Origin of the sequence: Amycolatopsis sp. NPDC021455 (assembly GCF_040640995.1) — a bacterium.
Taxonomy (GTDB): domain Bacteria; phylum Actinomycetota; class Actinomycetes; order Mycobacteriales; family Pseudonocardiaceae; genus Amycolatopsis.
Genome location: NZ_JBFACT010000025.1, coordinates 80,524 through 106,789, shown reverse-complemented (window position 1 = coordinate 106,789; position 26,266 = coordinate 80,524). Strand labels below are relative to the sequence as shown.

The window sequence follows — 26,266 nt, the reverse complement described above, 5'->3', positions numbered from 1 at the left end:
GCCGCAGGCCGGTGGGTCGGAGAAGAATCCGGTTTCTCCGATCGCGCGCACCGGACAGGAGTGCAGATGAGCGGATCAGCCGTGCGGCCCGTCCCGGGCCCGGCCTGCCCCGGGGAAGCACTGGCGGCGGGTACCCGCGTGCTCGCCTTCAAACGGCACCTGCGCGCCGAGGTGTCCGACGGCAACGGTGCCTACCTCTTCTCCGAACGGGGTGTCATCGCCATGCGCGGTGCCCGGATCGAGTCGCTCGCCCCGCTGCTGGACGGCACCCGTGAGCTCGCCGAGGTGCTCCGCGCCCGGCCGGCCGGGATGACGCCCGAGGAGGTGGCCGCGATCGTCGCCCAGCTGGTCGAGGAGGGCCTGGTTTCCGTGCGTCCGGTGCTCGGGCCGGCCGTCGACGAGCGGGAGCTCGCCTACTGGGACGCGTGCGGCATCGACGCCGCCCGGATGACCTCGCGCGCCCGGCCGGGGATCCGGCTGCTCGCCGTCGGCGACGACGTCGACACCGGGCCGGTCGAGCGGGCCCTGACCGACGCCACGCCGGCGGTCGAGCCCGCCGCCACCGGGGACGCGGACCTGAGCATCGTGCTGTGCAACGACTACCTCGACCCGCGGCTGGCGGAGCTCGACGCCGAACACCGCCGGACCGGGCGGCCGTGGCTGCTGGCCCGGCCGGTCGGCGCGCAGGTGTGGATCGGGCCGGTGCTGCGGCCCGGCGTGTCGGCGTGCTGGCACTGCCTGACCCACCGGCTGTGGGGCCACCGCCACGCGGAGGCCTGCGCGCAGGAGGTGCTCGGCCACCAGGGTCCCGCGCACCGGCCCACGGCCGCGCTGCCGTCCCTGTCGGCGGCCGCGGCGCACCTGATCGTCCTCGAGGCCAGCAAGTGGCTGGCGGGCTACCGGTACCACGGCCAGCAGTGCGTGTGGGTGCTCGACACGCTGGCCCTGCAAGGCACGCTGCACGAGCTGCGCCGCAGGCCGCAGTGCCCCGCCTGCGGGGACAGCACGCTGGTCGCGGCGCGCGGCGCCCGGCCGGTCCGGCTCGAACCGGCGCGCAAGACGACGTTGACCGGGGGCGGTCACCGCACCTCGACGCCGTACCAGACCCTCGAGCGGTACGGGCACCTGATCAGCCCGGTCACCGGGATCGTCAAGGAGGTCCGGCGGGATCCGGCGGCTCCGCCGTACGTCAACGCCTACCGCTCCGGGCACAACGTCGCCCGCGGCGTCACCGGGGTGGCCGGGATCCGGGCCGGGCTGCGGGGCGAGAACGGCGGCAAGGGGACCACCCCGCTCGACGCCGAGGTCGGCGCCCTGTGCGAGGCGGTGGAGCGCTTCTCCGGCAACTACCAGGGCGACGAGCTGCGGATCCGGGCCTCGTTCGACGAGCTCGGCGCGGAGGCGGTGCACCCCAACGACTGCATGCTGTTCGCCGACCGCCAGTACCGCGAGCGCGCCGCCTGGAACGCCGGGCACGGCTCGTTCCAGCACGTCTCCGTCCCGTTCGACCCGCGGGCGGCGGTCGACTGGACGCCCGTCTGGACGCTGTCCGGCGGCCGGCGGCTCCTGCCCACCGCGTACCTGTACTACGGGGTGCCCGCCGAATCCGGGGCGCGCGGCCTGCTCGCGGACTCCAACGGCGCCGCGGCGGGCAGCAGCCTGGAGGACGCGGTCCTGCAGGGCACGCTGGAGCTGATCGAGCGGGACGCCGTCGCGCTGTGGTGGTACAACCGCACGCCGGTGCCCGGCGTCGACCTCGGCTCGTTCGCGGACGGCTGGCTCACCGAGATGGTCGGCCACTACGCCGGTCTCGGCCGGGAGCTGTGGGTCCTCGACGTGAGCTCCGACCTCGACGTGCCGGTGTTCGCCGCGGTCTCGCGCAGGACCGACCGGCCGCACGAGCACATCATGTTCGGCTTCGGCGCCCACCTCGACCCGCGGATCGCCGTGCGGCGCGCGGTGGCGGAGCTGAACCAGATGCTGCCGGACCTGCTGCGGCAGGGCCACGGCATCGGCGACCCGGACGCGGCGCGGTGGCTGGAGTACGCGACCGTCGCCAACCAGCCCTACCTGCGCCCGGCCGCGGGCGAGCGGACCCGCACGCCGGCCGACTTCCGGTACGTCCACCGGCCGGACGTGCGCGACGACGTCTTCGCGCTGGCCGGTGCCCTGGCGGAGGCGGGCAGCGAGCTGCTCGTCCTCGACCAGACCCGCCCCGACATCGGCCTGCCGGTGGTCAAGGTGCTGGCTCCCGGGTTGCGGCCGTTCTGGGCCCGGTACGCGCCCGGCAGGCTGTTCGACGTCCCGGTGCGCCTCGGCAGGGTCGCCGAGCCGGTGCCCTACGAGCAGCTCAACCCGTTCCCGATGTTCCTGTAGCACGTTGCCGGGTCGCCCGGTGCGCCGTTCCGTCGTCCACCTAGGAGTTCGCGTTGGCTGCCGAGAATCCGGCAAGGCACGCCGAAACGGTGCGGTTGTGGTCGTTCACGGAGGACACCCTGCTCGAAGCGGGTGAGGAGGGCTCGCTCGTCGCCATCACGTGGTGGGGCGAGTACGAGTTCCGCGGCACGGCCGCCGGGGTGCCGGAGTCCCTCGCCCGGCTGGCGCTCGGGCCCGTGTCCATGGCGAACCTGGTGGCCGCGGACGGCGCCGGCGAGGAGGCCTGGCGGCGGTCGCTGCGGAAGGTGCTCGCCCGGCTGGCCGGTTCGGTGGTGCACTCCCTCGCGCTCAACGACGGCCGCGGGCCGGTGCTGTCGGCGATCCCGGTGACCCAGTTCCCCGCCTTCCGCGCCGGGCCGCTGCCGGCCGGGCGGCGGGTGCGGCTGTCCCGGTTGACCGCGCTGCGGGCCGACGGCGGGATCCTGCTGGCCGAAACACCCGGGGCGCCGTACAAGGTCGCGCTGTGCCGGCCGCCCGCGATGCTGCTCGCCTCGTCGCTCGCCGCGCCGACGACGGTCGAGGAGCTGGCCGCCGCCACCGGCGTGGCCGGGCCGGTGGTCGCCGACGTGGTGGAGTTCCTGGTCGCCGCCGGGGTCGTGCTCCTCGCCGACGCGCAGGACCGGTTCACCGAGCACGGCGGTCCGGGCACGGCGCACTGGTCGCACGACGACCTGATGTTCCACGCCTGCAGCCGGACCTGGCAGATGCCGTCGTCCCGCGAACCCGACGACGCCCGGCCCGGCCCGGACCCGTCGATGGTCAAACCGCGCACGGGCGGGCCTTCCTACCCGCTGTACCGGCCCGAGCCCGCCGAACTGGTCTCCGGGGGGCCGACGTTGGGCGAGCTGCTCGAGACCGACCACACCTGCCCCGTCGTCAGCGAGCGGGAACTGTCGGCGCGGCAGATCGGCGAGTTCCTGTTCCGCGCCGCGCGGGTCCGTTCGATCGGGCAGGCCGGTCTCCCCGGCGGGCGCTCGCACGACGCGACGCAGCGGCCGTACTTCAGCGTGGCCTGCCTGTACGAGCTCGAAATCTACGTCGGGATCAACCGCTGCGCCGGCCTCGCCCGCGGCATCTACCACTACGACCCGCTCTGGCACGTCCTCACCCTGGTCGACGACGACACCGCCGTCCTGGACGGTCTCCTGGACATGGCGATGGTCGCGGCGGGCAGCCACCGCCGCCCGTCGGTCCTGCTGACCATGACCGCGCGGATGTCCCGGATCGCCTGGGCGCTCGGTGGCGCGGCCTACGCGACGACCCTGCTGCACCTCGGCGCGCTCCAGCAGGTGTTCTCCCTGGTCGCCAAGGCCATGGGCCTGACGGCGCACGCCGTGCCCGCGGACTCCGGCGACCGCGCCGACCGGGCGCTCAAGCTGGAGTGGCCCGCCGAGGTCAGCATCGGCGAGTGCGTGCTCGGCTTCCCCGCCTGACCCCCGCCCGGCCGGCTCCGGCGAAATCCCCCTCGGCAGTGATCCGGCAGGGGCCGTTCCGGCTGTTACATTGCCTCTCGGGGCCGGCGCGTTTCTGGGGAGGCGCTGCGTGATCGCTGACGCGAGGCTGCGTGAAGCAAGGTTCGGACCGTCGAACCCGGCGCCGGCCGGCGCGGCGGGGCCGGCCGATCCGGACGCCACCGCCGACGGGCTGCCGGGTGGTGGCTTCCCGACGCGCCTGGTCCAGGTCGTGCACGCCGCCACCTGCCTCGGTGTCGCCGGCCTCGGGCTGCTGGGGCCGCTGCGCGAGGCGCGGTCGTGGCCGCCGGCGCTCGCGGCGTGCGGCTACGCCCTGGTGCTGGTCGCCGTGCACCTGGCCGCGCTCTGCTACGGCAGTCCCCGGGCCCGCGGCCCCGCACTGGCGGTGCAGGCGCTGCTCGGCCTGCTGCCGGTGCTGCACCTCGGCGGGGCCTGGAGCGTCCTCGGCTGCTTCTTCGCGGGAAGCGTGCTGCTCGTGGCGAGGCCGCTGGTGTCCGTGCCGGTCCTCGCGCTGGTCTCGGCCGGGGCGGGCGTCCTCGCCGCGGGAGCGGGGACGCCGGTGGTGTCGGTCGCGGCCGGCGTCGACGGCGCGGTGCTGACGGCGGTGGCCTCGGGGGTCTTGTTCGCGCTCGCGTGGTTCAGCCGGCTGGCCGCCGCCTACGAGGCCGGCGGACGGGAGCTGACCTCGCGCGCGATCGCCGAGGAGCGCCTGCGGTTCTCCCAGGACACCCACGACCTGCTCGGGCTGACCCTGTCCGCCATCGCCTTGAAGATCGAGCTGGCCCGGCGGCTCGTCGGGCCCGAGCCGGACCGGGCCCGGGCCGAGCTCACCGAGCTCGTCGCGATCTCGCGCAAAGCGCTCGCGGACGTCCGCTCGATCGCGGCCGGGAGCCGGGAGTTCTCCCTGGCCGAGGAACGCCGGTCCGCGGCGGCGGTGCTGGAGACCGCCGGGGTGAGCGTGCGCCTCGGCCCGCAGGTGCCCGAGCGCCTCCCCGAGCCGGTCGCCACGACGTTCGCCACGGTGCTGCGGGAGAGCGCCACCAACATTGTCCGGCACAGCCGGGCGACGTGGTGCGAGCTCGCCGTGGGCGAGACCAGGAACGAGGCCTGGCTGTGCGTCACCAACGACGGCGTCGTGCCGGAGGACGAGCAGGGCGACGACCCGGCGGCCGGCGAGGAGCACGGTTCCGGCCTGCCGAACCTGGAGGACCGGATCGGCGCCCTCGGCGGCACCCTCACCGCCGGAGTGCGGCCCGACGGGACGTACGCGCTGCGCGCCGTCGTGCCGCTTCAGCCGTTCCTGCCGCCCCGGCGGGGCGCGCGCCTGGTCCCGAAGCGGCTCAGAGCCATTCGGCTTCGGTGGCGATCCGGATGGCGTGCACGCGGTTCCGGGCGTTGAGCTTCGTGACCGACGCCGCCAGGTAGTTGCGCACCGTGCCCGGCGACAGGAACAGGTCCGCGGCGATGTCGGCGACGTTGCGCCCGCGCGCGGCGAGCGCGAGGATCTCCAGCTCGCGGGGGGTGAGCGGGCAGTCGTCGGCTTCCCAGGCCGACAGCGCGAGCTCGCTGTCGATGACCCGCCTGCCGACCGCGACGGACCGCACCGCGTTGGCGAGCTTGTCCGACGGCGCGTCCTTGAGCAGGAACCCGTTCACCTTCGCGTCCAGCGCGCGGCGGACCGTGCCCGGCCTGCCGAGGCTGGTGAGGATCAGCGTGTGGCACTCGGGGACGTGCTCGTGGAGCTCGGTCGCCGCGGTCAGCCCGTCCTTGCCCGGCAGGTCGATGTCGATGACGGCGACGTCGGGGCGGGCGGACCGGGCGGCGGGCAGGATTTCGTCCCCGGAATCCACTTCCGCCACCACCTCGATGTCGGACTCGAGGCTCAAGAGGGCAACGAGCGCGCCGCGGACCATGTCCATGTCCTCGGCCAGCAGAACCTTTATCACGTTGTGTTCCTCGCATCCCCCAGCCGAGTCAATTCCCCGCGCGAATTGTACGCCACCGTCCGGCCTCGCCGGAGGAATCACCCGACAGTGAGCGGCTTCGCCCCGGGACGGTATTTCTGCCGTCCCGGGGCGAAGCCGCCGGTTTCGCTTTTCGCCGCGGGGTGGTGGCCCGCGCTCGCTCGGACCGGGTTCAGACCGCGACCGCGCGGTGCGCCGGGGCCGGCCGGAGCTCGGGCAGGGCCAGCAGGACCGGCGGGTCGAAGCGGTGACGCGGCCGCAGCCGCACGTCGGCCAGGTGCGCCGTGACCTCCCGGTGCACCGTGACCGGCCCGGACAACCCGGTCAGCGCCCGGGGACCGCGCTCGTCGAACACGCCGTAGGCGCAGGCGATGACGTACCAGGACCCCACCGGCACGCTGGTCAGCGCGTAGTGCCCGCCGCCGGGGACGACCGCGTACCGGGCCGGCGCGCCTTCGGCGATCCGGGCCGGGAACAGCCCGACGAACACCGGGCCCCGCTGCTTGGCGGGCGGGAACCAGAGCCTGCCGCGCACCGCGGCCGCGGACTCCGGCTGGCCGGTGCGCTCGGGGAGCGGGCCGGGCTGCCCGCCGCGCTGCCGGTACCCCGTCGGGGAAAGGCCGACGCTGCCGCTGAAGCGGGCGCTGAACGTGCCGACGCTGTTGTAGCCGACCTGGTGGCTGATGTCCGCGACGGACGTCGCCGTCGTGGCGAGCAGCCGCTTCGCCTCGGCCAGCCGCAGCGCCGAAAGGAAACGGCCCGGGGACAACCCGGTCGCCCGCAGAAAGATCCTCGTGAAGTGGAACTTGCTGAACATCGCGGCGCGCGCGAGATCATCGATGGTGAGGCGTTCGCCCAGGTTGCCCTGCATGGCTTCGATGGCGCGTGCCACGGCCTGCCGCACGATGTCGTCCATGGTGGCCGTCCCTCCGCTGGCCGGGTGCCTGCCGGGCGTGTTCCCTGCGAACGCCGCCGGCGACGGCAGATTGGGTATACCGGAACTCTAGGGTCGGAGCCGTCTACTTCTTAAGTGCTCATCGGCACCCGTTGGGAATGGCTTTCGCGGGTGCCTGGCATGCGTTTCTCACATGGCCGCCGCCGGAGCTTCGGACGGCCGGTGAGCGGGTATCCGACCTTGCGGACGCGAGCCGCGTGACGGCACCCGTGATCGCCGGATCGACTACCTTTCGTCACGTGATCGGCGCGCTCGGTCGGTCATCCGCTGCGGACGATCGGCCGATGAGCGTAACCCTTGGGGCCGTCCGGCTTAGCAGGAAAGCACGACGGCCCGATGACGCGGACACTGGCTGTCCGCCCCCCGGTGCGCGGAATAATTATGGACGGAAAAGTTCACGGCACGCTGGGGAGTACACAATGAGTTCGCAGATAAACGCCGACGTCCGAGCCCTTTTCGACGGTCTCGGCATCGATATCCGAAATGTCGAGGCCGGTCTCGTCATCGATCGCTTCGAACTGTGGGGCCGCGAGTCGGCCGCGGGCCGGGCACCGATGCGCGGGACCATCTGCCGGATGGACGTGCTCGATGCCACCTGAGTGGCGGCCGGGGCCGATCGCCCGGCGCGGGAAAGAATCACGACGCCACTACGTCGGGTAGCTGTTCGATCGCAACAAGGCATTTTTCGGTCCACCTCGACCGCGTGCCGCTCGCATTGCGCGGGCGGTACGCGGTATTGCCCGTTCATCGGTAAGCGATCCGGTGCCCGGAATGTTTAACTGGGCCTCTGGGGAATGCGATCGCGGAGGCACCATGATCAGAGTGCTCGTTGCGGAGGACATGCACATCGTACGGGGCGCTCTGGTGGCGCTGCTGCGTCTCGAGCCCGACATCGAGGTCGTCGCCGAGGTGGCCTCGGGGCTGGAAATCCTGCCGATGGCCCGCCAAGCCGCGGCCGACGTGGCGGTGATCGACATCGACCTGCCCGGCAAGGACGGGCTGACCGCCGCCGGTGAGCTCCACGAGCAGCTGCCGGGGTGCCGCACGCTGATCCTGACCAGCCTCGGCCGGCCGGGGACGCTGCGCCGCGCACTGGACGCCAAGGTGGCCGGGTTCCTGCTCAAGGACGCGCCGCCGGAGCGCCTGGCCCACGCGATCCGCGGGGTCGTCGCGGGCCGCCGCATGGTCGACGGCGACCTCGCGCTCGCCGCCTGGGACAGCGTGGACTGCCCGCTGACCGGCCGCGAGCTGGACGTGCTGCGCATGACGGCGCAGGGCTACGGGACGGTCGAGATCGCGGCCCGGCTCTACCTCTCGGCGGGCACGGTCCGCAACTACCTCACGGCGGTCGTCTCGAAGCTCAACGCCCGCAACCGGGTGGACGCCATCCGCATCGCGCAGGAGTCCGGCTGGGTCTGAGCCCCTGAGCCCCTGAGCCCCTGAGCCCTGAGCCCGGCGCCGGCCGTCCGGTCAGGCCGGGATGACCGCGCGCAGGCGGAACCGGCCGTCGGCGTCCACCCCGGCCGTCAGCTCGCCGCCGAGGTCGGCCACGCGGTGCGAGAGGTTGCCGATCCCGCTGCCCGGCGGCCGGCGGCGCGGCGCCGCACCGTTGCCGGCCGCGGGTGTGACGTGGCCGGGGCGGTCCACGCCGTCGTTGACGATCTCGAGGGTGACACCGCCGTCCACCCGGCGCAGCGCGATGTCGCAGCTTTCGACCTGGCTGTGCCGGAGGACGTTCGTCACGCCTTCGCGCAGCACCACGGCCAGCACGGTCCGCACGGACGGCGGCAGGTCCTCCGAAAGCAGGGTATCCATGCGGACCCGGACGTCGGCCGCGGCGAGCACCGACTGGACCGTGCGGGACTCGTTCTCCAGGGACAGCTCGCGGTAGCCGCTGGCGACCGACCGCACGTCCGACAGCGCCTGGCGGGTCAGGCCGAGGATCTCGGTCAGCTCGGCCGCCGCGCGGTCGCGGTCGATCGCGAGGATCCGCGAGGTCAGCTCGCTCTTCAGCGCGATCGCCGACAGGCTCATCCCGAGCAGGTCGTGCAGGTCGCGCGCGAACCGCAGCCGTTCCTCGGCGATGGCCATCTCCGCCAGCCGCCGCCGGGTGAGGTCCAGTTCGGTCACGAGCCGGACCAGCCACAGCAGGCCGAACACGGTCAGCCCGGTCATCACCGTGGCCGCCGTGAAGAACACCAGTGCCGCGTCACTGGCCCCGGCCCGGTACTCGATCAACGCGTACACGGCGGTGTTCAGGGCGAAGAAGCTCCAGCCCGCGACCGGCGGGAGGACCAGCAGGGCCGTGCCGATCAGCAGGCCCGGGACACTCACCCAGTCCTGCTTCAGCGGCAGCAGCGGCAGGTACGTCAGGCAGGCCTGGACCAGCAGCATCCCGTAGGTCTGGGCCGAGCGCAGCGGGGTCGCCGGCCGGTTGAAGTAGGAGAACTGCAGCGCCAGCAGCGCCACGACCGAGCCGATCACCAGGGCGACCCGCCAGGCCTCCGTGGTCAGCCGGAGCGCGTGCAGGGTCGCGCCGACGCCCATCAGCGACATGGTCGCCGGCAGCAGCCAGCGGAACAGCGTCGACTGTGGCCGGTCGGTCTCGTCACGGCCGGTCACCGGCCCGTCCAGCCGGGTGGGGACCGGGAGCTCGACGCGCAGCACGAACCGGCCGCCGGGACCGGCCTCGGCGGTCGCCGTGCCCCCGAGCGCGGCCACTTCGTCGGGGAGCTTCGTGAGCCTGCTGCCCGGCTCGAGCCCGGCCTCGTCGGCCGCGACGCCGTCGTTGGTGATCTGCAGCGTGACCTTGTCGTCGTGCTGGACGATGTCGATCTCGCAGTGTTCGACGTCGCTGTAGCGGAGTACGTTGGTCACGCCTTCGCGCAGCACCTTGGCCAGCAGGGTCCGCGCCTGGACCGGCAGGTCGCCCGAGTCGAGGTGCACCTGGACGGCGATCTCCGAGGCCGCCAGCAGCGACTCGGCGGTCCGGGACTCCTTTTCCAGCGACAGCTCGCGGTACTCGCGGGAGACCGCCCGGACGTCGGAGAGCGTGCGCTGCGCGGTGGCGGTCATCTCGTCCAGCTCGGCCTTGGCGAGGTCCGGCGACTTCCGCAGCAGGTGGTGCACGAGCTCGCCCTTGAGCGCGATCGCGGACAGGCTGAGCCCGAGCAGGTCGTGCAGGTCGCGGGCGAACACCAGCCGCTGCTCGGCGACCGCCCGCCGGGCGAGCTCGGTGCGTGCCCGGTGCAGTTCGTCGACCATCCGCGCCAGCCGTGCGAGCTGGTAGAAGACCAGGCAGTAGAAGATCGAGGCGAACGTGTTGTACAGCGTGCTCATCGCGTTGCCGTCGTAAATCGTGTACGTCCAGGCGATGCTGGCGCACACCGCGGCGAACGCGGGCCAGGCGTAGCGGGACGGCAGGACCAGCAGGACCGCGCCGCCGACGAAGTCCGGCATGTCGGCCCACAGCATGCCGAAGGTCGGGATCGGCACGTAGGCCAGCAGCACGAGGGCCCCGAGGAGGACCTTGCTGGTCGTCGAATCCAGCCTGGACGACGGGCGGCTGAACCAGAGCAGCTGGATCGCCAGCAGCCCGGTGACACCGACGATCCCGTAGGCGGCGTGGAAGAAGTCGACCGAGGCGGGCAGGAGGTTCGCGAGTCCCACGACGCCGAACCCGGCGACCACCACGACGATGATGCTGCCGGCCAGGAACGTCGCCAGCCGCGGCCGCCGGTCGGCTCGCGTGGTGCCCCGGGGCTCCGCGGTGACGGAGAGCGCCGCCGTGGGGTCGAGAGGGGCTCCCCGTGACATCTGCGATCCTCCGGCGGGTCGGCGAAGAGACAGGCCCGGCCGGCCGCGCCTGTCTCATGGCACGCTGATCAGCCGATGCTATCTCATGGAAGCCCGCGGACGCGGGTCCGCGCGAGCGCCGGAGGACCGTTCCGGCACCGGCGCTTCAGCGCACGCGCACCCGGCCGGTCACCCCCGCGAGGCCGAGGAAATCCAGGTACGGCACGGCGACCGAGCCGAGATGCCGGACGAATCCCCCGTCCAGGCCGAAGAAGCTCAGTCCGGGCGCGTCTTCCCGGTCGTCGCAGCCGGTCCCGTCGAGGTACCGCGTCGCCGGGAAGTCCGAGCCGAACGCGGTGCCCACCGCGGAGTACGCCGGCAGGTCCCAGCCGAAGTGGACCCCGTACTGCTCGAGCTTCGCGTACGGGGCGTGGGAAACGAGCACCAGCCGCGTGCCGGCGGCGTGCATGGCCGCGGCGAGCTCGCCGGGGGCCACGGCGGCGCCGGGACGGCTGCGGTCGGGCAGCGTGTGGTGCACGGCGAGCCGCCGGTGCCCGCCGAACAGCCCGGCCAGGTCCACCCCGCCGGCGGGCCCGGTGAAGCGGTAGTCCGCCGCGGGCACGGCGCGGGGCCGCGGCAGCGGCGGGCGGGTGCTGCCGGGCAGCGCCAGTCCGATCACGGTCGCCTCCTCGGGGTGAACGTGCTTTGCCCGGATTATGCGGTCGCGGCCGGGGCGCCGTCACCGTCCGGGGCGGTTCTGCGCAAAGTGGAAGACGCGGCGGGGTCGCCGGGCGCCCCGGCGGGCCGGGGCCTAGGCTCGCGGTCATGGCCAGGTACTTCGACGTCCACCCGGACAACCCGCAGCGGCGCGCGATCGGGCAGATCGCCGAACTGGTGCGCGGGGACGGCCTGATCGCCTACCCGACGGACTCCTGCTACGCGCTGGGCTGCCGGCTCGACAACCCGCAGGGGCTCGACCGGATCCGGGCGATCCGCCGGCTCGACCGGCGCCACCACTTCACCCTGGTCTGCGAGGACTTCGCGCAGCTCGGGCAGTTCGTGCACGTCGACAACGCGGTGTTCCGCGCGATCAAGGCGGCCACCCCGGGCAGCTACACGTTCATCCTGCCGGCGACCAAGGAGGTGCCCCGGCGGCTGATGCACGAGAAGAAGAAGACCGTGGGCGTGCGCATCCCGGAGCACGCCGTCACCCAAGCGCTGCTGGCGGAGCTCGGCGAGCCGCTGGTGTCGAGCACGCTGCTCCTGCCGGACGTGGCCGAGCCGCTCACCCAGGGGTGGGAGATCAAGGAGGAGCTCGACCACGTCCTCGACGCGGTCGTCGACTCCGGCGACTGCGGTGTCGAGCCGACCACGGTGGTGGACTTCTCCTCGGGGGAAGCCGAGATCGTCCGCCGCGGCGCCGGGGACCCGGACCGCTTCGAGTGATCCTCAGTCCACATCGGATGTCCACAGTGGATTCCGGTGGGTCTGGGCCAGTTCCGCCCACCGGGTGGCCTCACCCGTGGTGGTGACGGCCAGCCGGGCGAGCGGCCGGCGGCCGGTGAACAGCAGGCAGAAGTCTTCGGCGGGGCCGGTCACGCGGTCCACCGCGCCGGCCGGGCCGAACTCCCACCGCGTGCCCGACGGCGCCGTGAGCTCGAAGCGGAACGGCGCCGCGGGCGGGGTGCCGCGCCCGGCGTAGGCGTCGTCGCGGGTGCGCACGCCGTAGTAAGCGACGTGGCCGAGGCTGTCGTTGCGGGGCAGGCGGGCGCCGAGGACGTCGGCGATGTCCTGGCCGCGGGCGAAGACCGCGGTGAGGAGCGCGGCGGCGAGCACCGACGGCCGCACCGGCCCGCCCGGCCACGCGATGTCCGACGTCGCGGTGGCCAGCAGCTCGGCCGCCTTCCGGTGTTCCGAACGCCAGCCGAGGACGGCGTCCCCGAGCATCCCCGAGCCGGTGATGTGCGGGGCGGAAGCGCTTTCCTCGCCTTCGACGCTCAGCACGACGCGGCGGGCCAGGACCGTCAGCTCGGCGAGGTGGCCGGTGATCACCCGGGCGGCGGGGAGCAGCACCGTCCCCTCGTGCGCGCGGACGAGCTCCGCGAGCAGGTCCGCCTCGGTGCCGAGGTCGGCGTGCACGTCTGGCATGGGGGCGTCCTCCGGCCGGTGATCGAATCCCGAAGCCTCGATGCTGCCGCCGCCGCGCGCCCGCCGACCACTCGCAGGTTGCGCTGCCGGATCGGCTATGTTGCCACCAGGGGTTGCCGAACGCGGGGAGCCGGAATGAAGTACCTCTTGGCGATGTACATGAACCCGGACGTCTGGGACGGCCTGTCCGAGCAGGACAAGGACGAAGTGATGACCGGGCACGGCGAGTTCATCCGGCGCATCCGCGAGTCCGGGGAGATGATCAGCACCCAGGCGCTCGGCGCGCCGGCCGAGAGCGCCGTGGTGCGGGTGAAGGACGGGATGCCGGCGATCACCGACGGCCCGTTCGTCGAGTCGAAGGAGTTCCTCGCGGGCTACTACCTCGTCGAGTGCGCGAGTCCCGAGCGGGCGTACGAGGTGGCGGCGATGATCCCGGACGCGAAGATCGACGGGCTCGGCATCGAAGTCCGCCCCGTGGTGTTCTTCGCCGACGCGGAGACCGAATCCGAGTTCACCGGCGGGTGACCGGCCCGGCGGACGTCGGTGAGCTGCTCCGGCCGCTGGTGCCGCGGGTGCTCGGCGTCCTCGTGCGCCGGCACGGCCAGTTCGACGCGTGTGAGGACGCGGTCCAGGAGGCCCTGCTCGCCGCTTCCGAGCAGTGGCCCGCCGAAGGCGTGCCCGACAACCCGCACGGCTGGCTCGTCGCCGTCGCGGGGCGGCGGCTCACCGACCACTGGCGCAGCGAGAGCGCGCGCCGCCGGCGGGAGGAATCCGTCGCGGTCCGCGAACCCTCGGACGCCGGCGCGGTGGCCGGCCCGGGGGAGGAGCGGCCGCCCGACCGCGACGACACGCTGAGGCTGCTGTTCCTGTGCTGCCACCCGGCGGTTTCGCCGCCGTCGCAGGTGGCGCTCACCCTCCGCGCGGTGGGCGGCCTGACGACCGCCCAGGTCGCCAAGGCGTTCCTCGTGCCGGAAGCGACGATGACCCGGCGCATCACGCGCGCCAAGGAAAGCATCGCCGCCGCCGGGTCGACGTTCGGGGACCCGGCGCCGGACGAGTACGCCGGACGGCTGGCGGTCGTGCTCCAGGTGCTCTACCTGATCTTCAACGAGGGGTACACCGCCACTTCCGGCACCGACCTGCGGGTGCCCGAGCTCGCGCACGAAGCGATCCGGCTGACCCGGGCGGTGCACGCGCTGCGCCCGGACGACGGCGAGGTGGCCGGGCTGCTCGCGCTCATGCTGCTCACCGACGCGCGCCGCGAGGCGCGGACCGGTCCGGACGGGACCCTGGTGCCGCTGGCCGAGCAGGACCGCGGCCGCTGGGACCGCGCGATGGTCGCCGAAGGCGCCGCGCTCATCGGCCGGGTGCTGGGCCGCGGCCCGGTCGGGGCGTACCAGGTCCAGGCGGCGATCGCGGCGCTGCACGACGCGGCACCGAGCGCGGAAAGCACCGACTGGGTGCAGATCGCGCAGCTCTACGAGGTGCTGCAGGAGCTCGCGCCGAGCCCCGTGGTGACGCTGAACCAGGCGATCGCGGTCGCCATGGTCGAGGGCCCGGCCCGCGGGCTGGAGCTGCTGGACTCCATCGCCGGCGACGGCCGGATGAAGCAGAGCCACCGCTTCGACGCCGTGCGGGCGCACCTGCTGGAGCGGGCCGGGGACCACGAGGCCGCTCGCGAGCACTACCGCCGTGCGGCGAAGCGGACGGCGAGCCTGCCCGAGCGGCGCTACCTCGAGGAGCGCGCGGAACGCCTCGGCTGAGTCCCCGCGCTCAGCGGAGGACGATGCCCGCCTCGGGTTCCGGTGCGCTCGCCAGCCGGAACAGGCGGGCGAACAGCTCGAGGTCGCCGAGGTCGCCTTCGAGCGCCAGCCGGCCGGATCGCACCGCTTCCGCCGGGCTGACCCGGCCGCTGATCACGTCCAGCAGGGCCGCGTCGCGGCCACACCGGATGACCAGGTCGGCGCCGGGGTGGTGGCCTTCGGACACCTTGAGCGCGCCGTCGTCGACCATGGCGTGCACGACCAGCTCGCCGGGGTACTCGATCTCGTAGCCGACCTGGACGCCGGCCGCGGCTTCGCTCCGGAAGGCCGTGTACAGCGAGAGGATCGCCGTGTCCAGGGTGAAGACGTCGCCCGCGGCGGGCCGGCTCAGCGACCTCGCACCCCACAGGCCGAGGTCGAGCAGGACCTGGTCGAGTTCGCTCCCGTACTCGGTGAGCTCGTACACCAGGCCGGCGTCGAGGTCGGGGCGGACGCGTCGGCGGAGGACACCGGCCGCCTCCAGCTCGTTGAGCCGCGCCGAAAGGATGCTCGGCGGGATCCTGGGCAGGCCCGCCTTCAGCTCGGGGTAGCGCTTCGGGCCCAGGACGAGGTCGCGCACGACGAGCAGGGCCCAGCGTTCGCCGACGAGCTCCAGCGCGCGGGCCAGTCCGCAGAACTGGCCGTAGGTTCGGGCGGGTCCGGTCATTGGATCCTCACTTCGCGGGACGGGTGGGTGCGGACGGTGAGGAATCAGTGGTGGTCGCCCTCGGAGATGAGGTCGCGGTGCAGCAGCTGCAGATCGGCGCACGGCTCGACGCCGAGCTCCTCGCTCAGCCGCTTCCGCAGGGTGCGGTAGACGACCATCGCGTCGGACCGGCGGCCGCTGCGGCCCAGGGCCCGCATGAGCTGGCCGTGCAGTGCTTCGTCGAGCGGGTTGCCCGCCGTCAGCGAGCGCAGCTCCCCGATCAGCTCGCGGTGGTGCCCGCTGGCGATCTCGGCCTCGAAGAGCATGTGCATCGTGGTGCGCCGCTGCTCCAGCAGTTCGACCGTGTACGGCAGGAGCATCGGGCCCGAGGGGACGTTGGCCAGCGGCGGCCCGGTCCACACGTCGAGCGCCGAGCGGAACCGCGCCACGGCCTCGGCGTGCCGGTCCTGGCGGAGCAGCTCCTGGCCCTCCTGCTGGAGCTGCCCGAAGCGGAAGACGTCGACCTGGGCCGGGTCGATCCGGAAGACGTACCCGGGTGCCTTGGTGACCAGCATCGAGTCGAGACCGTCGTCGAGGCCGTGCTCTTCGATGCAGCGGCGCAGGTGGTAGACGTAGGTGTGCATCGTGGTCCGCATGGTGCGCGGTGGCTTGTCGGCCCACAGCTCCTGGGCGATCGCGTCGGCGTGCACCATCTTGCCGGGCCGCAGGACGAGCAGGGCCAGCAGCTGCAGGAGCTTCGGTGTGGTGGGGGCGTAGTCGACGCCGTCGCGCACCACGGCCAGCGGCCCGAGAACCGTGAACCGGACGCCGCTTCCGAGTGCCGGTTCGGCCCGGTCCGGCACCACGGCCAGATCGTCCGTCAGGTTTTTCGCGGAGTACATGCCGGGCGCCTCCAGTGTTCCCGCTGCGATTTCTCGAGCTCCCCAGTGAAGCCGTGTGGGCCGGGTCGCCGGCCCGGGGCCTGTCCGTTTTCGACAGTGACAGACGCGGCGGGGCCGCAGCCAGTGAACCGTCCACCAGAGTCGAGCTGTGTTTCTCCGGGCGGTCCCGTGCGCTCCGCACGTCCTGCGCCGGGCGCCGCGCACGGCCCGGGGACCGGTGTGCCGAGGTAAAACCGCAGGTCCTGATCTTCCCGATGCCGCCGGGAGCACCAGGCGTGGCCGCTCTCACGCGCCGCGAGCACCGCTCCCGCACTCTGTCACGTTCGTCGCGCACGTGCCGGGTGTGCGTTCTGCACATCACGGCCCGGGACGCCCGCACCGGTGCCGTCCGGGGGCCGCGGCGACCTCTTCCGGCCTTCTATCGGAGGTCCACCGGCCTGCGAGGCACGGCGTCTTACCTGGCGGCGAGGGAAATTGACGTCGGCAGGAATTCGAGGTTGGACTGATGATCTTGCGATCGGTTGCGTCCGTGGGTTCCGGCGGGACCGAGCCGTCGGCAGGTGCGGAGCGAGGTGGTTGGGAGGCGGAACCGGCCAGGGGCAAAGCGGTTCAGCCCGCCGTGCTCCGCGCGATCGAACTGATCCTCGAGCGGTACTTCGAGCCGATCACGCTGTCGGCCCTGGCGTCCGAGGTGTACGTGAGCCCGTTCCACTTCTCCCGGATCTTCGCGAAGGCGACCGGGGTGACGCCGGGCCGGTTCCTCACCGCGGTGAGGCTGTTCGAAGCGAAACGGCTCCTCCTGACCACGTCGCTCACGGTGTCGGACATCGTCTGCAGCGTCGGGTACAGCAGCGTGGGCACGTTCACCAGCCGGTTCCTGCGCACGGTCGGGATGACCCCGACCGAGTACCGGGAGCCGGAGGTCGGCGAGCTGCTGGTGGCGCATTCCGCGCACTTCCAGCGGTTGCCGTCGCTGCGGTCCCTGCGCGAGGCCGGCAGCACGCGGCCGTCGCCGCCGCCCTGCGGCGGCCGGCTGACCGTGCGGCTGCGGATGCCGCAGGACGCCGCGCCGGCCAACGTGCTCGTCGGCGTGTTCGCCGACGCCGTGCCGCAGAGCGGCCCCGTGGCCTTCGGCGGGGTGGCGGACGCGCTGTCGACCGACCTGACCATCGACTGCGTGCCCGAAGGCACCTGGACGGTGATCGCGGTGGCCGACCACGGTGCCGTGCGCGGCGCGCAGGCCGGTCCGGCTTTCACGATCGCGTCGTCGCTGGCGACGGTGACCGAGTTCGAGCCGTCCGAAACCACGCTGCGGCTGCGCCCGCCGTCCCTGACCGACCCGCCGGTCGCCATCACCCTGGCTTCGCGCCAGACGCCCGCCGGGCAGCGGATGGTGCCCGCCCAGCGGACGCACCTGCGCGCCGTCGCCTGAGAAGCCCCGACGAACGAAGGAGTCCCATGTCGACTTTCCTGGGTGTCCTGCGCAAACGCGTGCTGGCACCGCCGCTGGCGTCCGTCGGTTTCGCCGGACGCGGCTTCCCGGTCACGCACACCGACGCGACGGCCCGGCTGGAGGCGGTCCCGCAGGCGGTGGTGTGCGGGTTCGAGTGGGCCGTCGAAGGTGCTTCGCTGTGGGAGATCGAGCGCCGTCTCGCGCTCATCGAGCCCGAGCAGCGCGGGTTCGCCTACGAGGGCGCGACGATGGGCTACACGATCCTCGACGCCATGCCGGGCGGCGGCCGTGATCGCACCCGTGCCTTGCTGGAAGGACCGGGCCGCCCGCACATCTTCCTGACCTACATCGGCATCGGCTTCGCGATGGCGCGGCTGCCGCGTCCACTGTGGAAGAACATCCTGCCCGAGCTGACCGGCGTGGCCTACCACCCCGTGATGAGCTGGCTGGCCGTCGACGGCTACGGCTTCGACCGCGCCTACTTCGACACGGCGAAGTGGGTCGGCGAGCAGGCCGAACCGGTGCCCTACCCGTGGGCGGGCCGTCCCGGCTACTTCGGCCGGGCGTTCGACCAGGGCGTGGGCCGGGCGCTGTGGTTCATCCACGGCGGGAACCCGGACGCCGTGGCGGCCGGGGTCGGGCGCTTCGCCGAACCCCGCCGGGCCGACCTGTGGAGCGGGGTCGGGCTCGCCGCGACGTTCGCCGGCGGAGCCGACCAGCAGGGGCTGGCCCGGCTGCGCCGGGCGGCCGGGGAGTACTTCGACGAGCTGGCGCTCGGCGTCGTGTTCGCGGTGAAGGCGCGGACGTACTCCTCCCACGTCCCCGCCCACACCCACCTGGCCGCCGGGGTGCTCACCGACCTGTCGGTACAGGGCGCGCAGCACCTCGCCGACCGCACCGAGCGGGCCGACGGCGACGACGGGCCGCAGCCGCCGTACGAGCTGTGGCGGGAACGCATCCGGGCCGAGTTCCGGCCGGCCGCCGGGTTGCGCGCGAGCTGAAAGTGATCGCACGCAACCGTGGAGTAGACCGCCGACCGGCGAATCTGTGAACGTAATGGTGAAGAGCTGAACCAAACCGAATTCGACCCGAAGGGGGAGAGTGCGTTGGGCAATGGTTGGCGCGCGCTCAGACGCCGCATCCTGACACCGGACATCTCGGAGACATCGCTGGCCAAGCGCGGTTTCCACCGGAAGAGCCCGGCCGCTCAAGAACTGCTCGAGACGGTCGGGGAAAAGTTTCTCCTCGGCTACGCGCACGCGGTCGAAGCCCGCTCGGCCGAGCAGGCCGGAGAATGGCTCGACCGCATTCCGCCGCAGTTCCGCGGCTTCGCCTACGAAGGCGCGGGAATGGGTTACGGCGTGCTCGACGGGTTGCCTTTCGGCAAGCGCACGAACATCGCCGGATTCCTGGCCGGCCCGGGCGAAAAGCACGACTACATCATCTACGTCGGGGTCGGCTGGGCGATGGCCCGCATCCCGCGGTTCGCGTGGCCGAAGGCGGCGGCCTTCGACCCGTTGCTGCGCTGGCTCGTCCTCGACGGCTACGGCTTCCACCAGGCGTACTTCAAGACGGACTCCTACGTCCGTGACCAGTACCAGGAGCAGGGCTTCCCCTGGCCGGACAAGCGGTACGCCGGCTATGCGCTGCGGGCCATCGACCAGGGCATCGGCCGGGCGCTGTGGTTCGTCTGCGGCACCGACGTCCCGCTGGTGGCCAAGACGATCGAGGCGTTCCCCGAGTCGCGCCACGGCGACCTGTACGCCGGGGTGGGGCTGGCCTCGACCTACGCGTGCGGGGTGCGGGCCGACGAGCTCGAGGAGCTGGTCGACCGGGCCGGGATCCACCACGGGCAGCTGGCGCAGGGCAGCGCGTTCGCCGCCGAAGCGCGGGTGCGCGCGGGCCTGCTGCTCCCGGAGACCGAGGTCGCCACCCGCGCGATCTGCGGCCTGCCCGCCGAGCGGGCCGCCGCGATCACGCAGGAGGTGCGCCCGGCCGTCGTGGTCGACGGCGACGACGTCCCGGCCTTCGAAACCTGGCGGCAGCGGATCGCCGAAGAAGTGCTGACCCACGGAGGGAAGAAGAAATGACCGCGACCTTCGGCTGGCTGCGCAAGCAGCTGGCGGGCATCGTGGCGCTGGCGCTGATCCTCGGCCTGTTCCTGGTCGCGCGGCTGCCCAGCGTCTCCGCCGCCGAGCAGGACTCGATGGCGAGCAAGTTCCACTTCACCCCGATGACGATCGCGTTGCCCGCGGCGAAGAAGTCGCAGTCGATCCGGACGGTGAACAAGCAGTACAAGGACATCGCCGCGTGGATTTCCTCGGTCGGCGCCGCGATCGCGCTCAACGACATCAGCGGGAGCGGCAAGGCGAACGACCTCTGCCTGGTCGACCCGCGCAGCGACCAGGTCGTCATCACCCCGGCGCCGGACTCGGGCCCGCGTTACGCACCCTTCGCGCTCGATCCCGCGCCGGCGCTGCCGACGTGGGACTACATGGCGCCGATGGGCTGTGTCCCCGGTGACTTCAACGAGGACGGCCGGACCGACGTGCTGGCCTACTACTGGGGCCGCACCCCGGTCCTGTTCCTGCAGAAGGCCACCGCGACGAAGTTCGACGCGTCGGCGTTCCAGCCGACCGAGCTGGTGCCGGGGAACCACCGCGGCGCGGACGGCAAGTACGACGGTCCGATGTGGAACACCGACTCCGTCACCACCGGCGACTTCGACGGCGACGGGCACCCCGACATCTTCGTCGGCAACTACTTCCCGGACAGCAAGGTGCTCGACCCGAACGCCGACGGCGGCATCACGATGAACCAGTCGATGTCGCACGCGAAGAACTCCGGCGCCAAGTACATCTTCCGCTGGACCGGAGCCACCGCCGGCGCGAACCCGAGCGCGCAGTACGCCGACGCCTCCGCCGGCATCCCGGAGAACGCGCGGACGGGCTGGACGCTGGCCTCCAGCGCGACCGACATCGACGGCGACAGCCTGCCGGAGCTCTACATCGCCAACGACTTCGGGCACGACCACCTGCTGTACAACAAGTCCACGCCGGGGCACGTGAGCTTCGGCGAGGTCACCGGGGTCCGCGGCATCACCGACCCGAAGTCGAAGGTGCTGGGCAACGACTCCTTCAAGGGGATGGGCGTCGACTTCGGCGACCTGAACCACGACGGCCTCTACGACCTGTTCGTCAGCAACATCACCACGTCGTGGGGCATCGAAGAGTCGAACTTCCAGTTCATGAACACCGCGAAGAACGCCGAGGACCTGCGCAAGCAGCTGCACGACGGCGTCGCGCCGTTCCACGACGACAGTGCCGAGCTGGGGACCGCGTGGTCCGGCTGGGGCTGGGACGTCAAGATCGAGGATTTCAACAACAGCGGGGAGAACCAGATCGCCCAGGCGACCGGGTTCGTCAAGGGCCAGGTCAACCGGTGGCCGAACCTGCAGGAGCTGGCCACGGCCAACGACGGCCTGCTGTCCAACCCCTTCTGGTGGCCGAACGCGCGGGCCGGTGACGACATCGCCGGCGACCAGACCCTGCACTTCTTCGCGAAGAGCGCGGACGGGCGGTACACCGACATCGCGCCGCAGCTGGGCCTGGCCGTGCCGGTGCCGACCCGCGGCATCGCCGTCGGCGACACCGACGGGGACGGCCTGCCCGAGTTCGCCGTGGCGCGGCAGTGGGAGGAGCCGATCTTCTACCACAACGACAGCCCGGACCCCGGCCGGTACCTGCAGCTGAAGCTGACCACCGATGCCCCGGTGGCGCCCGGCCCGCTGCCCGCGGCCGGCAACCCGGCGATCGGGGCCGAGGTCACCGTGACGACCGCGGACGGCAAGAAGTACCTCGGCCGGGTCGACGGCAGCAGCGGGGAGGCCGGCCGGCGCAGCTTCGACGTCCAGATCGGCCTCGGCCAGGACGTCCAGGGCCCGCTCGACGTGCACCTGCAGTGGCGGGACCGGACCGGGCAGCTGCGGACGCAGGACCTGAAGCTGCAACCGGGCTGCCACATGTACCAACTCGGCTCCACGGCGATGGAAGAGATGTGACGTCATGACCACCCCGACTCTGACCAAAGTGGACAGCGCGCCACCGAAGCGGACGAACAAGGTCGTCACCGCGCTGCGGCGGTTCGCCATCTCCATCACGATCTTCAACATCCTGGGCTACACCGTGCTCGGCTTCGAGCAGCCGTGGCTGTACCCGTTCCTCGCGCTGGCGACCGCGTACGCCACGGAGATCACGCTCGAGACGATCAACGCCCGGGTGACCCACCGCGAGGTGCGGTTCCGCGGCAACGGGTTCAAGGGACTGGTCGAGTTCCTGTTCCCGGCGCACATCACCGGTCTCGCGCTCAACATGCTCACCTACGTCAACGACCGCTGGCAGGTCATGGTCTTCGGCGTGGTGGTCGCGGTCGGCGCGAAGTGGGTGCTGCAGGCGCCGGTGTACGGCCGGATGCGGCACTACATGAACCCGTCGAACTTCGGCATCACGATCATCCTGCTGGTCTTCCCGTGGGCGAGCATCGCCCCGCCGTACCACTTCAGCGAGAAGGTGGACACCTGGGTGGGCTGGCTGATCGTCGGCGTCATCCTGTTCTCAGGCACGATGCTCAACGCGATGCTCACCGGCCGGATGTTCCTGGTCGCGGGCTGGCTGAGCTTCTTCGTCGTCCAGGCCGTCGCCCGTGGCCTGATCTTCGGCACCGCCATCCCCGGCGCGCTGGGCATGGCCACCGGGATCGCGTTCGTGCTCTACACGAACTACATGGTCACCGACCCGGGCACGTCGCCGTCCAAGCCGGTTTCGCAGTTCGCGTTCGGGGCCGGGGTGGCGCTCGCGTACGGCTTCTTCACCGCCGTGCACGTGGCCTACGGGCTGTTCCTGGCCACCGCGACCGTGTGCCTGATCCGCGGGGCCTTCCTGTGGGCACTGCACTTCTCGAACAAGGCGCGGATCAAGTTCGAGGCCGACCAGGCCGCGCAGAAGGCCAAGCTCGAGCTCGCCGGGCCCGAGCCCGCCGCCGACGAGAAGCCTCTCGCGGCATGACCGGCACACCGCACGAGGCCCGGGTGGCGCGCACCGCGCCGCCCGGGCCGCCGCGCCGGGCGACCATCCGGTTGCTGAAGCAGTTGTTCACCGACCGGCTCGCGCTCATGGGCGACAGCGCCGAGGACTACGGCGACGTCGTCCGCATCGCCATCGGGCCGAAGGCGATGTACCTCGTCAACCACCCGGACCTGGCCAAGCACGTCCTGGCCGACAACGCCGCCAACTACCACAAGGGGATCGGCCTGCAGGAAGCCCGCCGGGCGCTCGGCGACGGCCTGCTCACCAGCGACGGGGAGACCTGGCGACGGCAGCGCCGGACCATCCAGCCGGTGTTCCAGCCCAAGCGGATCGCGCGCCAGGCCGCCGTCGTCGCGTCCGAAGTGGACAGTCTGGTGCGACGGCTGGCCGCGCACGACGGGCCCGTCGAGATCCTGCACGAGATGACCGGGCTGACGCTCGGCGTGCTGGGCAAGACGCTGCTCGACGCCGAGCTCGGCGGGTACGACACGCTGGGCCACTCGTTCGAGGCCGTGCAGGACCAGGCCATGTTCGAGGCGGTCACGCTGAGCATGGTCCCGCAGTGGGTGCCGCTGAAGAAGCAGCTGCACTTCCGGACCGCGCGCGACGACCTGCGCCGGATCGCCGACGAGCTGGTCGAGCGGCGGCTCGCGAACCCGGTCGAGGACGGCGAAGACGTGCTGTCGCGGCTGATCGCTTCCGGCTCCGGGGACGGCGCCTCGCGCGAACGCATGCGCGACGAGCTGATCACGCTGCTGCTGGCCGGGCACGAGACGACGGCGAGCACGCTCGGCTGGGCGTTCCACCTGATCGACGAGCACCCGGAGGTCGGCGAGCGGCTGCACGCCGAAGCCGCCGACGTGCTCGGCGACCGGTTGCCCGGCCACGACGACCTGCGGAAGCTGACCTACACGGCGGCGGTCGTCGAAGAGGTCATGCGGCTGTACCCGCCGGTGTGGCTGCTGCCGCGGATCGCGCAGGCCGACGACGAGATCGGCGGGTACCACGTGCCTGCCGGGTCCGACGTCGTCGTCGTGCCCTACACGCTGCACCGGCACCCGCAGTTCTGGACCGACCCCGAGCGCTTCGACCCGGGCCGGTTCACCGCGGCCGAGCGGCCGCCGCGCTACGCCTACATCCCGTTCGGCGCCGGGCCGAGGTTCTGCATCGGCAACAGCCTCGGGGTGATGGAGGCGGTGTTCGTGCTCGCGATGGTGGCCCGCGGCCTGCGGCTGCGCAAGCTGCCCGGCTACCGCGTCGAGCCCGAAGCCATGCTCTCGCTGCGGGTGCGCGGCGGGCTGCCGATGACCGTGCACGAGCGGGCGGCCGGACTGTCGCGCGCCGCCTGATCCACAGTGGACATCCGATGAGGAGGTAGGCCGGTGCAACCCGAGGCCACCGAAGAAGAACGCGTCAAGACCCTCACCCTCGAGGCCTTCGCGGACACGATCGTGCCGGGGGAGAAGCGGTTCCCCGGGGACCGCGCGGTCGCCGGGGCCGCCCCCGGCCCGGGGTCGGTGGCGGCGGGCGCGCTGGAGCTGCTGAACTTCGACGCGACCGGCGTCACGGCCGGCCTGCCCTACCTCGCGCAGTCGCTCAACGACCACGCGAAGACCTACGCGGGTGAAGTCGAGCTGGAGCTCGACTTCGACGTCCCGCCGTTCGTCGCGCTGCCGTACGCGCACCGGCGCGAGCTGGTGCGGCGGCTGACCGCGCCCGGCCACCCGGAAAAGGACGGCTGGGTCAGCCTCGCGCTGTTCAGCAACATGGCCTACGACAGCGCCGCCCACCGCCACACCGCCGAAGCCATCCGCGACGGGCACCCCGGCCTGCTGGCGCTGGGGTACACCCCGCCCGACGCCGACGGCTTCTGGCGGTTCCCGAAGTACGGCTACGGCCGGAAGCTGGCCGAACTCCACCCGGACACCACGGAATCGGGGAGCCCCGCATGAGCACGGTCGAGAAGACCGACGTCGTCATCGTCGGCAGCGGATTCGGCGGGTCGATCCCCGCGTACCACCTCGCCGCGGGCGGGGCGAAGGTCACCGTGCTCGAGCGGGGGCCGTGGCTGGCCGCGAACGACTTCGAGCACGACTACCTGCTGGGTTCGTCCTACACCCGGGTGTTCGACTTCGTCGTCGGCGACGGGATGAGCGTGCTCGGCGGCAACTGCGTCGGCGGCGGCAGCGTGGTGTACTTCGCCGCGATGCCGCGGGCACCCCGCTTCGTGTTCGAGCGGCACGGCAGCATCGGGCGCCGGATGTGGCCGCACGCCATCTCCCGCGACACCCTGGAGCCGTGGTACGACCGCGTCGACGAGTCGATCCCGGTGTCCAGGCAGGACTGGAACGACGTCTCCTACGCCGGTGGCCTGTGGGCCGCGGCCTGCCACCACTCCGGGCGCACGGCGAACCCGGCGCCGGTCGCGGTCGACAACGACCACTGCGTGAACTGCAACTTCATGATGGCCGGCTGCAAGTTCGACGCGAAGCGGTCGATGCTGACCAACTACCTGCCGGCGGCGCTGGCGCACGGCGCCGAGATCCGGCCGCTGCACGAGGTCCAGCACCTGGAACGGACCGAGGACGGCGGCTACCGCGTCCACTTCGACCTGATCGACGAAGAGGACTACCGGATCCACACCGGCAGCGGCGTGCTCGAGGCGAAGGTCGTCATCATCGCCGCCGGGGCCGGCGCCACGCCGGTGATCCTGCAGCGCTCGGAGACCGCGCTGGGCACCATGCCCCATGGCGTCGGCCGGTACTTCTCCGGCAACGGCGAGCGGCTCAACACCGCGATCATCGACGAGGACCGCGTCCGCGAAGTGCTCGGACTGTCCCGTGAGGACGGTCCGGTGTACTCCGCCAACCACATCGGCAAGGGCCCGACCGTCGCCAACTGGGACAAGCTCGACGGCTCGCTGCCGGAGTACGAGCGGTACTCCCTCGAGCAGCTGTACTTCCCGCCCGGCCTGGGCACCATCCTGGCCCAGGTGCCCGGCGGCGAGGAGCCGCGCTGGTTCGGCGCGGAGAAGAAGGAAGTCCTCAAGCAGTGGGCCAACTGGCTGACCATCTTCCTGATGACCGAGGACGACAACGAGGGCGTCTTCGGCGCGCCGCCGCCCACCGGCAACGCCTACCGCATCTCGCAGCAGATGCTCGGGCGCGGATCGCTGCGGTACGACCCGACGGAGAACACCCGCCGCGGCTGGGCGCTGGCGGACGCGGACTGCAAGGCGATCATCGAGAAGGACGGCCTGGCGAAGGTCGCGCCGTGGACCAACGACGTCGTCGGCGCCTACACCGTGCACCCGCTGGCGTCGTGCCGGATCGGGGACGACCCGGCCACGTCCGCGCTGCACCCGAACCACGAGCTGCGCCACCACCCGGGCATCTTCGTCACCGACAGCGCTTCGGTGCCGGGCGCGCTGACGGTGAACCCGGCGATGACCATCGCGGCGCTCGCCGAGCGTTCGATCCCCGGCATCGTCCGCGCGCTGCAGGCCCGCGGCGTCGACGTCAAGTACGGCGCCCCGGCGCCCGACGGCTCGATCACCGGGCGGCGCGCGGTGTCCAAACTGGACCTCGTGGCCGGGAGCTGAGGCAGCCG

The 26,266-nt window shown here is 72.3% G+C and carries 23 protein-coding genes; 16 read left to right on the top strand and 7 right to left on the bottom strand.

The window, feature by feature from the left end; genetic code table 11:
- The first annotated feature begins 66 nt into the window (after window positions 1-66).
- From AB0G28_RS26120 to AB0G28_RS26110, 3 genes are all read left to right on the top strand, one after another.
- The gene (locus AB0G28_RS26120; RefSeq protein WP_361094088.1) at window positions 67-2,376 is read left to right on the top strand and encodes a TOMM precursor leader peptide-binding protein; all 2,310 of its coding nucleotides are present in this window, start codon (window positions 67-69) and stop codon (window positions 2,374-2,376) included.
- Window positions 2,377-2,429: 53 nt separating this feature from the next.
- Window positions 2,430-3,869 carry a SagB family peptide dehydrogenase gene (locus tag AB0G28_RS26115; protein ID WP_361094085.1) on the top strand — a complete coding sequence of 480 codons (1,440 nt, stop codon included), beginning with the start codon at window positions 2,430-2,432 and terminating at the stop codon, window positions 3,867-3,869.
- A gap of 109 nt (window positions 3,870-3,978) precedes the next feature.
- The gene (locus AB0G28_RS26110) at window positions 3,979-5,307 is read left to right on the top strand and encodes a histidine kinase (RefSeq protein ID WP_361094082.1); all 1,329 of its coding nucleotides are present in this window, start codon (window positions 3,979-3,981) and stop codon (window positions 5,305-5,307) included.
- Here AB0G28_RS26110 and AB0G28_RS26105 read toward each other — a convergent pair.
- The gene (locus AB0G28_RS26105) at window positions 5,249-5,854 is read right to left on the bottom strand and encodes a response regulator transcription factor (protein WP_361094079.1); all 606 of its coding nucleotides are present in this window, start codon (window positions 5,852-5,854) and stop codon (window positions 5,249-5,251) included. The two genes, AB0G28_RS26110 and AB0G28_RS26105, sit on opposite strands and share 59 nt — an antisense overlap.
- A gap of 190 nt (window positions 5,855-6,044) precedes the next feature.
- Window positions 6,045-6,788, bottom strand: coding sequence for an AraC family transcriptional regulator (locus AB0G28_RS26100; RefSeq protein WP_361094076.1), 744 nt, complete (start codon window positions 6,786-6,788; stop codon window positions 6,045-6,047).
- Window positions 6,789-7,246: 458 nt separating this feature from the next.
- Here AB0G28_RS26100 and AB0G28_RS26095 point away from each other — a divergent pair, with 458 nt between their 5' ends.
- Window positions 7,247-7,426 carry a hypothetical protein gene (locus AB0G28_RS26095; protein WP_361094073.1) on the top strand — a complete coding sequence of 60 codons (180 nt, stop codon included), beginning with the start codon at window positions 7,247-7,249 and terminating at the stop codon, window positions 7,424-7,426.
- Between the two features lie 214 nt (window positions 7,427-7,640).
- The gene (locus AB0G28_RS26090) at window positions 7,641-8,246 is read left to right on the top strand and encodes a response regulator transcription factor (protein ID WP_361094070.1); all 606 of its coding nucleotides are present in this window, start codon (window positions 7,641-7,643) and stop codon (window positions 8,244-8,246) included.
- A gap of 51 nt (window positions 8,247-8,297) precedes the next feature.
- Here AB0G28_RS26090 and AB0G28_RS26085 read toward each other — a convergent pair whose 3' ends face one another.
- Both AB0G28_RS26085 and AB0G28_RS26080 read right to left on the bottom strand, forming a co-directional pair.
- Entirely contained in the window at window positions 8,298-10,643 is a 2,346-nt protein-coding gene (locus AB0G28_RS26085) for a histidine kinase (protein WP_361094068.1), read from the bottom strand.
- Between the two features lie 145 nt (window positions 10,644-10,788).
- The gene (locus tag AB0G28_RS26080; RefSeq protein WP_361094065.1) at window positions 10,789-11,301 is read right to left on the bottom strand and encodes a DUF899 family protein; all 513 of its coding nucleotides are present in this window, start codon (window positions 11,299-11,301) and stop codon (window positions 10,789-10,791) included.
- A gap of 146 nt (window positions 11,302-11,447) precedes the next feature.
- On the opposite strand from AB0G28_RS26080, the gene AB0G28_RS26075 reads away from it, so the two are divergent.
- Window positions 11,448-12,068, top strand: a complete 621-nt coding sequence (locus tag AB0G28_RS26075) for an L-threonylcarbamoyladenylate synthase (protein ID WP_361094062.1) — start codon at window positions 11,448-11,450, stop codon at window positions 12,066-12,068.
- Window positions 12,069-12,071: 3 nt separating this feature from the next.
- Here AB0G28_RS26075 and AB0G28_RS26070 read toward each other — a convergent pair whose 3' ends face one another.
- The gene (locus tag AB0G28_RS26070) at window positions 12,072-12,770 is read right to left on the bottom strand and encodes a maleylpyruvate isomerase family mycothiol-dependent enzyme (protein WP_361094059.1); all 699 of its coding nucleotides are present in this window, start codon (window positions 12,768-12,770) and stop codon (window positions 12,072-12,074) included.
- Window positions 12,771-12,905: 135 nt separating this feature from the next.
- On the opposite strand from AB0G28_RS26070, the gene AB0G28_RS26065 reads away from it, so the two are divergent.
- Both AB0G28_RS26065 and AB0G28_RS26060 read left to right on the top strand, forming a co-directional pair.
- Window positions 12,906-13,295 carry a YciI family protein gene (locus tag AB0G28_RS26065; protein WP_361094056.1) on the top strand — a complete coding sequence of 130 codons (390 nt, stop codon included), beginning with the start codon at window positions 12,906-12,908 and terminating at the stop codon, window positions 13,293-13,295.
- Window positions 13,292-14,533, top strand: coding sequence for a DUF6596 domain-containing protein (locus tag AB0G28_RS26060; RefSeq protein WP_361094053.1), 1,242 nt, complete (start codon window positions 13,292-13,294; stop codon window positions 14,531-14,533). Before AB0G28_RS26065 ends, AB0G28_RS26060 begins: the two co-directional genes overlap by 4 nt.
- Window positions 14,534-14,543: 10 nt before the next feature.
- On the opposite strand, the gene AB0G28_RS26055 is transcribed toward AB0G28_RS26060, so the two are convergent.
- Window positions 14,544-15,239, bottom strand: a complete 696-nt coding sequence (locus AB0G28_RS26055; protein WP_361094050.1) for a winged helix-turn-helix transcriptional regulator — start codon at window positions 15,237-15,239, stop codon at window positions 14,544-14,546.
- A 44-nt stretch (window positions 15,240-15,283) separates the two neighbouring features.
- Window positions 15,284-16,120: an AfsR/SARP family transcriptional regulator gene (locus AB0G28_RS26050; protein ID WP_361094047.1), complete on the bottom strand. Its 837-nt coding sequence runs from the start codon at window positions 16,118-16,120 to the stop codon at window positions 15,284-15,286.
- 619 nt (window positions 16,121-16,739) lie between these two features.
- Here AB0G28_RS26050 and AB0G28_RS26045 point away from each other — a divergent pair.
- From AB0G28_RS26045 to AB0G28_RS26010, 8 genes are all read left to right on the top strand, one after another.
- Window positions 16,740-17,552: an AraC family transcriptional regulator gene (locus AB0G28_RS26045; protein WP_361094044.1), complete on the top strand. Its 813-nt coding sequence runs from the start codon at window positions 16,740-16,742 to the stop codon at window positions 17,550-17,552.
- A gap of 26 nt (window positions 17,553-17,578) precedes the next feature.
- Window positions 17,579-18,574 carry a DUF1702 family protein gene (locus tag AB0G28_RS26040; RefSeq protein ID WP_361094041.1) on the top strand — a complete coding sequence of 332 codons (996 nt, stop codon included), beginning with the start codon at window positions 17,579-17,581 and terminating at the stop codon, window positions 18,572-18,574.
- A 105-nt stretch (window positions 18,575-18,679) separates the two neighbouring features.
- A complete protein-coding gene (locus AB0G28_RS26035) occupies window positions 18,680-19,663 on the top strand; it encodes a DUF1702 family protein (RefSeq protein ID WP_361094038.1) in 984 nt (327 codons plus the stop codon).
- Complete coding sequence (locus AB0G28_RS26030) at window positions 19,660-21,633, top strand: VCBS repeat-containing protein (protein ID WP_361094035.1); 1,974 nt, start codon at window positions 19,660-19,662, stop codon at window positions 21,631-21,633. The genes AB0G28_RS26035 and AB0G28_RS26030 overlap by 4 nt, the downstream gene beginning before the upstream one ends.
- Before the next feature lie 4 nt (window positions 21,634-21,637).
- Entirely contained in the window at window positions 21,638-22,636 is a 999-nt protein-coding gene (locus AB0G28_RS26025) for an enediyne biosynthesis protein (protein WP_361094032.1), read from the top strand.
- Complete coding sequence (locus AB0G28_RS26020; RefSeq protein WP_361094029.1) at window positions 22,633-24,006, top strand: cytochrome P450; 1,374 nt, start codon at window positions 22,633-22,635, stop codon at window positions 24,004-24,006. Before AB0G28_RS26025 ends, AB0G28_RS26020 begins: the two co-directional genes overlap by 4 nt.
- 33 nt (window positions 24,007-24,039) lie before the next feature.
- Window positions 24,040-24,609, top strand: a complete 570-nt coding sequence (locus AB0G28_RS26015) for a DUF5987 family protein (protein ID WP_361094026.1) — start codon at window positions 24,040-24,042, stop codon at window positions 24,607-24,609.
- Window positions 24,606-26,258, top strand: a complete 1,653-nt coding sequence (locus tag AB0G28_RS26010) for a GMC family oxidoreductase (RefSeq protein WP_361094023.1) — start codon at window positions 24,606-24,608, stop codon at window positions 26,256-26,258. Before AB0G28_RS26015 ends, AB0G28_RS26010 begins: the two co-directional genes overlap by 4 nt.
- Window positions 26,259-26,266 lie beyond the last annotated feature (8 nt).